The 10,978-nt window shown below is 33.1% G+C and carries 13 protein-coding genes and 1 pseudogene; 2 read left to right on the top strand and 12 right to left on the bottom strand.

What is annotated here, in order from left to right; all coding sequences use genetic code 11:
- Window positions 1-316: 316 nt before the first annotated feature.
- Complete coding sequence (locus FYJ33_RS13585) at window positions 317-2,311, bottom strand: methyl-accepting chemotaxis protein (protein ID WP_154532255.1); 1,995 nt, start codon at window positions 2,309-2,311, stop codon at window positions 317-319.
- A 155-nt stretch (window positions 2,312-2,466) separates the two neighbouring features.
- Between FYJ33_RS13585 and FYJ33_RS16080 the strand changes: the two are divergent.
- Window positions 2,467-2,585 (top strand): annotated as a pseudogene (locus tag FYJ33_RS16080) (heavy metal-binding domain-containing protein); the annotation flags it as partial.
- 79 nt (window positions 2,586-2,664) lie between these two features.
- Here FYJ33_RS16080 and FYJ33_RS13580 read toward each other — a convergent pair.
- The 4 genes from FYJ33_RS13580 to FYJ33_RS13565 form a co-directional block, all read right to left on the bottom strand.
- Complete coding sequence (locus FYJ33_RS13580; RefSeq protein WP_154532254.1) at window positions 2,665-2,910, bottom strand: methyl-accepting chemotaxis protein; 246 nt, start codon at window positions 2,908-2,910, stop codon at window positions 2,665-2,667.
- A gap of 148 nt (window positions 2,911-3,058) precedes the next feature.
- Window positions 3,059-3,256, bottom strand: a complete 198-nt coding sequence (locus FYJ33_RS13575) for a heavy-metal-associated domain-containing protein (protein WP_154532253.1) — start codon at window positions 3,254-3,256, stop codon at window positions 3,059-3,061.
- 169 nt (window positions 3,257-3,425) lie between these two features.
- On the bottom strand, window positions 3,426-3,578 hold the full coding sequence (locus FYJ33_RS13570) for a hypothetical protein (RefSeq protein ID WP_154532252.1): 153 nt from the start codon (window positions 3,576-3,578) through the stop codon (window positions 3,426-3,428).
- Between the two features lie 7 nt (window positions 3,579-3,585).
- Window positions 3,586-4,908 carry a tetratricopeptide repeat protein gene (locus FYJ33_RS13565; RefSeq protein WP_154532251.1) on the bottom strand — a complete coding sequence of 441 codons (1,323 nt, stop codon included), beginning with the start codon at window positions 4,906-4,908 and terminating at the stop codon, window positions 3,586-3,588.
- Between the two features lie 140 nt (window positions 4,909-5,048).
- On the opposite strand from FYJ33_RS13565, the gene FYJ33_RS13560 reads away from it, so the two are divergent.
- Window positions 5,049-5,195 carry a hypothetical protein gene (locus FYJ33_RS13560; protein WP_154532250.1) on the top strand — a complete coding sequence of 49 codons (147 nt, stop codon included), beginning with the start codon at window positions 5,049-5,051 and terminating at the stop codon, window positions 5,193-5,195.
- A gap of 66 nt (window positions 5,196-5,261) precedes the next feature.
- On the opposite strand, the gene FYJ33_RS13555 is transcribed toward FYJ33_RS13560, so the two are convergent.
- The 7 genes from FYJ33_RS13555 to fabF form a co-directional block, all read right to left on the bottom strand.
- Complete coding sequence (locus FYJ33_RS13555) at window positions 5,262-5,600, bottom strand: cupin domain-containing protein (RefSeq protein ID WP_154532249.1); 339 nt, start codon at window positions 5,598-5,600, stop codon at window positions 5,262-5,264.
- 173 nt (window positions 5,601-5,773) lie between these two features.
- The gene (locus FYJ33_RS13550; RefSeq protein WP_154532248.1) at window positions 5,774-6,574 is read right to left on the bottom strand and encodes an acetyl-CoA carboxylase carboxyltransferase subunit alpha; all 801 of its coding nucleotides are present in this window, start codon (window positions 6,572-6,574) and stop codon (window positions 5,774-5,776) included.
- Window positions 6,574-7,443 (bottom strand): acetyl-CoA carboxylase, carboxyltransferase subunit beta, encoded by an 870-nt coding sequence (gene accD / locus FYJ33_RS13545; protein ID WP_154532256.1) that lies wholly within the window; start codon window positions 7,441-7,443, stop codon window positions 6,574-6,576. The genes FYJ33_RS13550 and accD overlap by 1 nt, the downstream gene beginning before the upstream one ends.
- On the bottom strand, window positions 7,443-8,792 hold the full coding sequence (locus FYJ33_RS13540; RefSeq protein ID WP_154532247.1) for an acetyl-CoA carboxylase biotin carboxylase subunit: 1,350 nt from the start codon (window positions 8,790-8,792) through the stop codon (window positions 7,443-7,445). Before FYJ33_RS13540 ends, accD begins: the two co-directional genes overlap by 1 nt.
- Before the next feature lie 8 nt (window positions 8,793-8,800).
- Entirely contained in the window at window positions 8,801-9,223 is a 423-nt protein-coding gene (gene fabZ, locus FYJ33_RS13535; RefSeq protein ID WP_154532246.1) for a 3-hydroxyacyl-ACP dehydratase FabZ, read from the bottom strand.
- Between the two features lie 3 nt (window positions 9,224-9,226).
- A complete protein-coding gene (accB, locus tag FYJ33_RS13530; protein ID WP_154532245.1) occupies window positions 9,227-9,733 on the bottom strand; it encodes an acetyl-CoA carboxylase biotin carboxyl carrier protein in 507 nt (168 codons plus the stop codon).
- A 3-nt stretch (window positions 9,734-9,736) separates the two neighbouring features.
- On the bottom strand, window positions 9,737-10,975 hold the full coding sequence (gene fabF / locus FYJ33_RS13525; RefSeq protein WP_154532244.1) for a beta-ketoacyl-ACP synthase II: 1,239 nt from the start codon (window positions 10,973-10,975) through the stop codon (window positions 9,737-9,739).
- Window positions 10,976-10,978 lie beyond the last annotated feature (3 nt).

Raw genomic sequence — 10,978 nt, 5'->3', positions numbered from 1 at the left:
ATTCTATCATCCTCATGGGGATAGTATACCCTTTTTTGAGTCACTTTATTAATAAAAAACCTAACTTTTCCAAAATATTTCTCTATATCAATATTAAATTTTTAAAGATCAATTATGCTCATGTCTAACACTTAAGTTCTTACCACAATTATATTAAAATATTCAATTCATATCAATTAACAAAAATGAAGCAAGAAAAATAAATGAAAAAATAAAATCAGTAAAACTAAGATAAAAACAAAAAGAGGAGCCTTGTGGAAATGACTTTTACCTCATTCCCATATGGCTCCTTTAAATATGTCTTGCAACCCTTTTTTTATAATTTAAATTTATTTACTTCGTTCATCATGTTGTCAGTCATATCATTTAGACTTTGAGCTGCTGATGCAACTTCTTCAGTTGAAGCATTCATTTCTTCTGATGCTGCTGAAATTTCTTCTGATGATGCTGCTACTTCCTGAGAAACAGCAGAAAGTTCATTAATCTTGCCAATAATGACATTCTTGTTATTTTCAATATCCTCTGCCGATACCTTTACTTTATCAATCTTAGGTATGATATCGTCCACTCCGTTAACAATCTTCACAAATGATTTGATTGAATTTTCAACGATATTAACCTGATTCTTAAGCTCAGTATCCATAGTTTCAGAATCAGATACAATTACCTCTGTTTCACTTGATATATCTCCAATAAGACTGCTGATCTTTTCAGCTGAATCTTTTGACTGTACTGCAAGAGTTCTGATTTCGTCAGCAACTACTGCAAAACCCTTACCAGCTTCCCCTGCTCTGGCAGCTTCAATTGCTGCGTTCAGTGCTAATAGGTTGGTCTGCTCAGCAATATCATTGATTAATGATGTAATCTCATTTATCTCATTGATATTTTTGCCAAGTGATGAAATCTTCATACTGAATTCCTTAAACATATCGCTTATATGATCAATAGAGTTGTTAAGTTCAATCATCTCCGCATTGCTGTCCTGTGCCATATCACCTATCTGCTTAGAATTTGTATTTACGCCATCAATATCCCCTACCATGTTAGAAAGCTTGTCCCCAAAATCATTTAAGATATGGATTATGTTTGTTATATTTTCAGTCTGGATTCCAGTGCCATGCGTAACGCTTGCAATAGAATCAGTTACATTTTGTGATGCGTTAGCAATCTCTCCTGCTGTTGCAGAAAGGTTTGCAGAATTATCACTTACGTCAGATGCACTCCTCTTAACGCTGCCTATCATTTCTTTTAATGATTCCTGCATATGCTGCATTGACTTAGTCATCTGGCCAATTTCATCTTTGTAAGATAAGTATCTTTCTGGTACATCATTTGTAAGGTCACCCTGTGCTAATAAATTAAGATGAGATGAAACAGCTTTTATTCCCTTAGTTATCATATTAGCTAATAAATAAATCAGTATTACTCCAATAATAAAGACTATCACAGATGATGCAGTTGCAACAATCTTTAAATCTGCCAGCTCAGAAAGCACTTCGCTTTTATGTATTATTACTCCAAGCGCCCAGTCTGTTCCCTGTACTGGCGAGTAACCTATATAATATTCCTTATCCTTGTAATTAAAGTTTGCCATGCCGCTTTCTCTTTTAATCATTGTCTTATAAACATCAGCAAAACTGCTTAAGCTTGCATCTTTTTCAGATGCTTTGATTATATTTTCCTGGTTAAGTACCTTATCTCTGTTTTTATGTGCAATAGTCGTTCCTGCGTTGTTGATAAGGAATCCGCTGCCTGTAGTTCCAAACTTAATTTTATCAGTATAATCTGATAGCGCATTACCGTCTCTAGACTCCAAAAGGGCACCGATTACCTTGTCTCCATTTCTTACTGGAACAACATATCGTACTGAAAGAGCATTGTCAGTCTTTCTTACATTAGGACCTGCTATATTTCTTGTACCACTAAGTGCCTTGGCAATATAATCTCTGTCAGCTACATTGTACACTTTGCCATCACTGCCAATTGAATCACCTTTTTCATCAACGTAGACAATGCTGATACTATTAAGTCTTTCAGCTTCCTTCTTAAGAATATCCCTTTTTTGTACAGGATCAAGATTTGGATCGCTGATATCACTTCTTGCTGCAACTGCTTCAAGCGCTACAAGCTGTCCATTAACATTTGCTTCTATACTTTGCGATGCCTGCTCAGCTATCTCTGGAAGCGTTTTTGAAAGATTTGATATTAAAGAATTACTAGCGGCTATGTATGATGTTACACCAAGCCCCCCACAGATAACTGCAATAAGTATTCCTAAATATAATACTAATTTCTTTTTTATACTTCTCATGTTTTCCTCCTGTGTAAAATAAGCTTCTGCTTGAATAATTTATTGATTATTTCCTCACTAAGCAGCTATTAATTATATTAATATAATTATTTTCGACACATATAAGGATAAATTAAGTATTATTTTTACTTTTATTAAATATTTAGAGAAAAACCAAAGAAGTTAAAGGTCTTGTTAAAAGCAGCACCGTAAGATCCAAAATATAGGTAAAGATATTGGTGCAGACTTTAAAAACCTTGTAGGTGGAGAAATGAAAGGATATACGTTACTCATTAATGTTCTAAATTGAACTGTTTTAATGAGTAACGTATTTTTTAGATAATAAATTTATATTACTGCGACAGCTTTTAATATTATAGTTTGAATTTATTTACTTCCTGCATCATGTCTGTTGTCATGCCGCTTAAACTTTGTGCCGCTGCTGCTACTTCTTCAGTTGATGAATTCATTTCTTCAGATGAAGCTGAAATCTCAGGCAGAGTTTTCCCCATGTTTGAATACAATGCATTTTTTGCTGTAATAAATGAAATTGTCCCAAATCCAACACATGTTACTGCAATAAGTACTACTAAAGGAAATTTGAATATATTTACCCACATTCTAAACACATCCTTTTTAACATATTGCAACACTCCATTTACATTATATACCTTTTTGATGGTCAAAATGCATAAAAAAGAGCCAACATTTTCTGTCAGCTCTTCTTGCCTCAATATTTGTTTTTGTTCTGTAAAATAAGTAAACTGTCTATAAAAGCTTATTTCCAGCTCCACGGATACGATCTTCAATATCCTTATCATTTGCTGGTCTGTCATAATCAACTTTTACTGTATTTCCATGGACAGCCACATGTTTTACCCCATCAATCTTCTCCAAGGAATTTCTTAGTTGATTTTTAGCTAATGAATTTGGAAGTGAACGAATTTTGTACTCTCCTTTAATCATATCAAAAATCATCTCCTCACAAATATTGTACATTAGTATTTTGTCCACACCACCCTATATTATGTTTAAATATTTCGACTAACAACACCATTACTTACTATTTAAGATAGATATTATTCTTGAACTTTAGTTCCGGTATATTTTATAGCAAGCTAAAAGATGGGATTCCTTATTTAGAATCCCATCTTTTGGCTTGCATATGCTCTTTTACCTGTTCTATAATCTTATTCATTATTTGATTAGCTTCATCAATATCAAAATATATATTATTTAACTCTTCCCTTATTATATTATCTGTATTAACTACCCCTATATCCTCCATATGATTACTATGCCTCTTTATTTTCTAAATCTATCATAAAATTCAAAAGATCATCTATTTTATCCACCTTATTTCTCATTTTGTACATCTTGATAAATTTATACACAAGAGTATGATATTCATGTTTATTGCTTTCAGAAAGCAATCCCAGAAGCAATATCTTTATTTCCTCAAGCTTCTTATATTGTTTATTTTCATAATATATATCAAACATACTATTTATACAATCATATTGAACTTTATATTTATTCTGTTTCTTTGAAATATCAAGTGCTTTATTTAATAAAATAAGCGCATCTTTTTCATTACCAATAAATATATTACAACTAGCTAAATCATAGTAAAGTTCATCCATAGAATAATTATTTTCATCAATATTATAATTTGATATTATATCCATTGCTTTGAGAAGATATTTACGCATACTTTCAACATTATTAGTTAATTTATATACTTGAGCTATATTATTTAAAACAAGCAATTTGCTCCCATTATCGTTATTACAATAATTATTTAAAAGATCTAAATCAATATCTAGAGCTTCTTTATACAACTTCAATTTAGTATAACAGTTGACTTTAGCTATTTCCATAGCAAAATAATAATTATGTTTTACAAATAATTCTTTATCTATTTTATTTAGAGAACTTAAAGCATCGCTGTATTGATTTATATTTTTTTGAGCTATCGCTAAATTATAAAGCAATTTACAATACACCAACTCATCAAAATCATTGTATAAAGAAAGAATAGTATTTATAATTTGTATTGATTCTGAGAATTCATATAAGTTATTACAGCAATATGATAACTTTAATGAAATTAATGCAAATAATTCTTTCTGTTTATGAAAATCAATACGTTCATATGCTTTAAAATAAAATATATAAGATTTTCTAAATTCCTGTCTATCTGAAAATATTTTGCCTAGTTCTATATATAAATCGGTTACCTTATCCATAAATGGATTTTCCTTTATTAGCATTTCTACTCTATCTACTATATCTGAAAAATCAAAATTATTATCATCCATATGCTCATTTATTTCATCTATTATATCACTAAGCATTTTATCTGCCTGAATAGTATTGTTCTTTAAAAGATCATCTATAGTCATCTTAAAATCAATATCTCTTTTTTTACAGATATCGTTAATACTACTTACAATAATCCCTGCAGTTGAAACTGTAAGATCAGCTCTGTTATTTTCAATTAAACTAATAAGATTCCTTGTTATCTTTCCACCTGTAATATCACTTTGTTTAATTTTAAAATCTTTTCTAATTTTTTTAATTTTTTCTCCAGGAGTTAATAAATGCACATTACTCATAACACAATATCCCTCTTTTTTCACTATTAATCTAATAATAATTATAACACTAGCATTTGCCTTTTGTAAAAAATATTTTACAAATACTTTTTTTGGGTGTATTTTGTATATAAGATATAAATTTGAAAAGAAGTAATATTATGAAAAAAAGCGTTAAATCTATTTTAACATTATCACTTATTGCTACATTATTATTACCTGTTGTTAAATCAAACAGTTCTGTAAAAAATAATAATCATCATAATCAAATAAGAACTTTTGTAGTTGATTGTGGATCATTAGAATAGTTAATTTTATCATTTTTATTTATCAAAAACCGTTACCTGTTTTTGTACAAGTAATGGTTTATTTTTTTATTTTATTCTTTTTCCACCAAAAGCATGGATTGTCCTTGTGCCTGCCTTGCAGCTTCCTCCCTGCAGAGTTCCTTTAGGTATAAATAACTCATCGCCTGCATGTAGAACATTTTCCTGTCCATTGATTGTTACAACATACTCCCCGCTTACACAAATCATGTACTCATCATAATCATGCATATGTTCATTTGATACTCTGTCTTCATAGCATGTCCAAAAAGCCATCTGACTTCCATCATTAGCAGTATAATAATATCCCTTTATACCAGGAGTATTCTGCTGATCTGTGGGTACTTTGTTAATATCACTTTCCATAAACCCTGGAAAACTGTTCATAAAATCATCTCCCATATAAAATTACATATAATGAATTAACTCTATGCAGATTGAGCTTAAAACCAGCTAAGTTGGAGGTGCCAAAATAGATGTTAACATCTTTCTCTATTTTATTTTATTGAGCTTAAAACCAGCTAAGTTGGAGGTGCCAAAATAGATGTTAACATCTTTCTCTATTTTATTTTTCTGAACTTCTGATATCTCTTCTCCAGTAGCTTGTCCACCGCAACATCTCTTAGTTCTTTTACCGCTTCCACTAAAACAGCTTTGATGTCTGCAGCCATTTTTTCTGGATCGTTATGAGCACCACCTTTTGGCTCTTCGATTATTTCATCAATAACGTTAAAGCCTTTAAGATCCTGGGCAGTTATCTTCATAACTTCTGCTGCTTCCTTTGTTCTTTCTGTATCTTTCCAAAGAATTGAAGCAAAACCTTCTGGAGAAAGCACGGAGTAAATGGAATTGGACAACATAAAGATTTTATCTGCAACAGCAAGTCCAAGTGCACCGCCGCTGCCGCCTTCTCCAGCCATGACAGCAATTATTGGAGTCTTAAGGTTTGACATTTGAAAAAGATTCTGAGCAATAGCATAGCCCTGTCCATTTTTTTCAGCCTCTACTCCACAGAAAGCTCCAGGAGTATCAACTATACATATTACAGGTCTCTTAAACTTTTCAGCCTGCTTCATTAAACGTAGAGCCTTTCTGTAACCTTCAGGCTTCACCATACCAAAATTTCTCTTGATATTTTCCTTAGTACTAGAACCCTTGGCAACAGCTATTACAGTGACAGGAGTGCCCTTAAGATATGCAATACCGGATATTATCGCACTATCATCACCATAACATCTGTCACCATGAAGTTCTATAAAATTATCAAAAATTTCTTTTATATAAAAATCTGCATGAGGCCTAGTGCTAAGTCTTGCAATAGTCACCTTGTCCCATGCGCTATTTGTATTCTTTATAGCCATTACATCACCTCATGAAAAGATAATAATCTAGACAAAACTGTTCTCATATCTTTTCTTTCAACAATTTTATCAATAAAACCTTTTTTAAGAAGGAATTCAGCACTCTGAAAATCGTCTGGAAGCTTTTCGTTTATTGTATTCTCAATAACCCTACGTCCTGCAAAACAAACAAGAGCATGCGGCTCACTAAGGATTATGTCACCTTCCATTGCAAAACTAGCTGTAACACCGCCTGTAGTTGGATCTGTAAGCACAGATATATATAGGAGACCCTTTTCGTTATGACGGGCTAGAGCTGCACTGATCTTAGCCATCTGCATAAGAGATAAAATACCCTCCTGCATTCTGGCACCACCTGAAGTTGTAAAGATGATTATTGGCAGATTATTTTCTGTAGCATATTCAACTGCCATGGTAATTCTTTCACCAACTACAGTTCCCATACTTCCCATCATAAAATGACAGTCCATAATTGCACACACAGTTTTATGACCACCAATAGTTCCTACACCTGTAATTACTGCTTCATCAACATCACTTTTAGCTGCTGATTTTTGAAGCTTTTCCTCATATCCCTCAAAGTTTAGAGGATTTCTACCCTTAAAATCATTCTCAAATTCACTAAAAGAATTCTCATCAAAAGTATATTCTATTCTTTCATAAGCAGACAGTCTGAAATGATAACCACATTGTGGACAAACCTGAAAATTACTATTAAGATCATCCTTATAGATAATATTGTCACAACTTTTACATTTAGTCCACATTCCATCAGGAACTGAAGGTCTGTTTTCATCATTATTGACTTCATCAAGTTTTACAGTACTAATTGTTATATATTTTCTTTTACCTAATAAATCTTTAAGCATCATTTGTTATTCACCAGCCTATCATTTAAAAATGAAGTGGTGTATGAACCATCAGCAAATACTTCATCATTTAATATTGAAAACTGGAAATCAATATTTGTTGTAACTCCAACTACTGCAAACTCATCAAGAGCACGCTTCATTCTTACAATTGCTGCATCTCTTGTCTTTCCATGGACAATAAGCTTTGCAATCATTGAATCATAATATGGTGGAATCTTATAGCCACTATAAATTGAGCTGTCTACTCTTACACCAAGACCACCTGGAAAATTAACTTCACTGATAACTCCAGGGCATGGTCTGAAATTATGATAAGGATCTTCAGCATTTATTCTGCACTCTATCGCGTGTCCACTTATTTTCACATCATCCTGTGTCATAGAAAGTTTTTGACCTTGAGCTACTCTAATCTGCTCTTTAACAATATCAACATTAGTTATAGTTTCAGTTATAGGATGTTCAACCTGAATTCTAGTGTTCATCTCCATGAAATAGAAGTTGCCATTCTTATCATAAAGAAATTCTATAGTACCAACACTGTTATAGTTTGCTGCTCTGGCAGCTCTTTTAGCAACCTCCCCCATATAATTTCTTTTTTCTTCAGTTAATACTGTTGATGGAGCTTCCTCAAGAACCTTCTGATTCTTCCTCTGTACTGAACAATCACGTTCAGCAAGATGAATAACATTGCCGTAATTATCAGCTATAATCTGAATTTCAATATGCTTTGGATTTTCAACAAACTTCTCAATGTACATTTCATCATCATTAAAGTTTGCCTTAGCTTCAGACTTTGCAGTATTGAACTCTTTTATAAAAAGATTTTCATCTCTTACTATTCTGATACCTTTACCGCCGCCACCTGCTGCAGCCTTAATCATTACTGGAAATCCAATTTCCTTTGCAATACTTAAAGCCTCTTTTGCATTTTCAATATTACCTTCATAACCATCTACTACAGGAACGCCGGATTTCTTCATTAACTTTCTTGCTGCTGCCTTGTTGCCAAGCAGAGAAATTGCATTTTCATTTGGGCCAATAAATATAATGTTACATTCCCTGCACATACGGGCAAAATCAGCATTTTCAGAAAGGAAACCAAAGCCTGGATGAATTGCATCACTGCCTGTTAGTATACAGGCACTTAATATATTAGGAATATTAAGATAACTATCCTTAGAAGGGGCTGGTCCAATACATACTGATTCATCAGCAAGCTTTACATGAAGTGCATCTTTATCTGCTTCTGAGTAAACTGCAACAGTCATTATGCCCATTTCTCTGCATGTTCTTATTATTCTTACAGCAATTTCTCCTCTATTAGCAATGAGAATTTTCTTAATCATATTATCACCTATCCTATTGCAAACATTAATTCCCCTTCACAGACCTTCTTATCATTTACAGTTGCAACTGCCTTTCCAATACCGATGTTTCTTCTCATCTTTATAATTTCAACTTCAAGATTCAAAGTATCACCAGGAACCACCTTATCTCTGAATTTTACTTTATCTATTCCAGCAAAATAAGCTGTCTTTCCTTTAAACTCATCCTTACTCAGAATTGCAACAGCTCCAAGCTGAGCCATTGCTTCTACTATAAGAACTCCAGGCATTACAGGCTCCTTAGGAAAATGTCCCTGGAAAAATGGTTCATTTACAGTTACATTTTTAATTCCCTTAGCTTTTACTCCTTCTGTAACTTCTGTTACCCTGTCTAACAAAAGAAAAGGATATCTGTGTGGAATAATCTTTTTTATTTCATTAACATCTAACATAATTTATGCCCTCCTTATCTTAAATAGAGGCTGTCCATATTCAACCATGGCTTTGTCATTAGCAATAATTGCAACAACTTCACCATCCTCTTCAGATTCAATTTCATTCATAAGCTTCATTGATTCAATGATGCATAGAGTATCACCCTTCTTAACCTTTGAACCAACACTTACAAAATTATCGCTGTCTGGAGATGGTGCACCATAGAATGTTCCAACTATTGGTGCCTTAACTACTACAACACTATCATCTTCATCAACAGTTGCAGCAGCATCATCAGTTGTATTAGCTGTAGAGTTTCCTGCATTAGCATTGCTCTTAATATTCATATCAGGAGCATAATTCTGTACTACTTTATTTTCTGCAGCTGCTACAACACCTGATGCAGCATAACTTCTCACTTCTGACTTATCTATTTTTATATGGCAGTTTTCTATATCAAGTTCAAAAAATGATAAAGAAGACTTGTCAATTTTATCAATAATCTTATTTACATCTTCAATATTCATTGACTATTCCTCCCATTTCTTAAATAGAAGTACTGCATTATGTCCACCAAATCCAAATGAATTTGATAATACATATTTTAATTCCTTATTTCTTCCTTCGTTAGGAACATAATCAAGGTCACAATCTTCATCTTTTACTTTGTAATTTATTGTGGCAGGAATATAACTGTCTGAAATTGCTTTTGCACTTATTACCGCTTCTATAGCTCCTGCTGCACCTAAAAGATGCCCTGTCATAGCTTTTGTTGAAGATACTGGAATGTTGTACGCATTTTCACCAAATACCTTCTTAATAGCTATAGTTTCAAATTTATCATTTAATTCAGTTGAAGTACCATGTGCATTGATATATGAAATTTCATCTGCTTCTACCTTTCCTTCCTTTAATGCAAGAGCCATTGCCTTTGCAGCTCCTTCACCATCTGGATCTGGGCAAGTTATATGATAAGCATCACTAGTTGTGCCATAACCTGATATTTCTGCATATATCTTTGCATTTCTCTTCTTTGCATGCTCAAGGCTTTCAAGGATTAAAATACCTGCACCTTCTCCCATTACAAATCCTGCTCTTTCTTTATCAAAAGGGATTGAGGATCTTTCTATATTATTTGTAGAATTTAGGGTCTTTAGATTTGTAAAACCTGAAAGTGCAAGCTTAGTGATTGGCGCTTCAGCACCACCTGCAATCATGATATCAGCATATCCATGCTTTATATTTCTAAAGGCTTCGCCTATTGCATTGCTGCCTGATGCACATGCTGTTACACATGAATTAGTAAGTCCTTTAGCACCATACTTTATTGAAATGTTACCGCTTGCCATATTGATAATGGCCATTGGTACGAAAAATGGAGAAACCATTCTTGTTCCTTTAGTGAAAAGATTATTAAATTCTCTTTCTATTGTTGCGAATCCTCCAATACCAGAACCGACGATTACTCCCATTCTTTCCTTATCTACTGCTTCAAGATCAAGTCCTGAATCAACAACAGCTTCATCAGCAGCTACCATAGCCATCTGGCAGAATCTGTCCATTCTTTTTACACTTTTAACACCAAGCTTTGCCTTGGCATCAAAGTCTTTAACTTCAGCTGCAACTTTAACCTTGCAGTCTGATGTATCAAAAGCTTTTATATAATCAATACCACATTTTCCTTCTTTAACGCTGTTCCAGAATGTCTTAACATCATTTCCTGTGGGAGCAACTACTCCAAGTCCTGTGATTACTACTCTGTTTTCCATAAG

Origin of the sequence: Inconstantimicrobium porci (genome assembly GCF_009696465.1) — a bacterium.
GTDB classification, from domain to species: Bacteria; Bacillota; Clostridia; order Clostridiales; family Clostridiaceae; genus Inconstantimicrobium; species Inconstantimicrobium porci.
The sequence above is the reverse complement of the archived record's forward strand: the minus strand, read 5'-3'. Positions and strand labels throughout refer to the sequence as shown.

Bases quoted from the DNA above. Each gene is read 5' to 3' on its own strand.
- FYJ33_RS13565 (WP_154532251.1), bottom strand. From the start codon at position 4,908: ATGAGTAATGTGCATTTATTAACTCCTGGAGAAAAAATTAAAAAAATT.
- fabF (WP_154532244.1), bottom strand. From the start codon at position 10,975: ATGGAAAACAGAGTAGTAATCACAGGACTTGGAGTAGTTGCTCCCACA.
- FYJ33_RS13550 (WP_154532248.1), bottom strand. From the start codon at position 6,574: ATGGCTATAAAGAATACAAATAGCGCATGGGACAAGGTGACTATTGCA.
- FYJ33_RS13570 (WP_154532252.1), bottom strand. From the start codon at position 3,578: ATGGAGGATATAGGGGTAGTTAATACAGATAATATAATAAGGGAAGAG.
- accB (WP_154532245.1), bottom strand. From the start codon at position 9,733: ATGAATATTGAAGATGTAAATAAGATTATTGATAAAATTGACAAGTCT.
- FYJ33_RS13555 (WP_154532249.1), bottom strand. From the start codon at position 5,600: ATGAACAGTTTTCCAGGGTTTATGGAAAGTGATATTAACAAAGTACCC.
- FYJ33_RS13560 (WP_154532250.1), top strand. From the start codon at position 5,049: ATGAAAAAAAGCGTTAAATCTATTTTAACATTATCACTTATTGCTACA.
- accD (WP_154532256.1), bottom strand. From the start codon at position 7,443: ATGCTTAAAGATTTATTAGGTAAAAGAAAATATATAACAATTAGTACT.
- FYJ33_RS13575 (WP_154532253.1), bottom strand. From the start codon at position 3,256: ATGATTAAAGGAGAGTACAAAATTCGTTCACTTCCAAATTCATTAGCT.
- fabZ (WP_154532246.1), bottom strand. From the start codon at position 9,223: ATGTTAGATGTTAATGAAATAAAAAAGATTATTCCACACAGATATCCT.
- FYJ33_RS13540 (WP_154532247.1), bottom strand. From the start codon at position 8,792: ATGATTAAGAAAATTCTCATTGCTAATAGAGGAGAAATTGCTGTAAGA.
- FYJ33_RS13585 (WP_154532255.1), bottom strand. From the start codon at position 2,311: ATGAGAAGTATAAAAAAGAAATTAGTATTATATTTAGGAATACTTATT.
- FYJ33_RS13580 (WP_154532254.1), bottom strand. From the start codon at position 2,910: ATGTGGGTAAATATATTCAAATTTCCTTTAGTAGTACTTATTGCAGTA.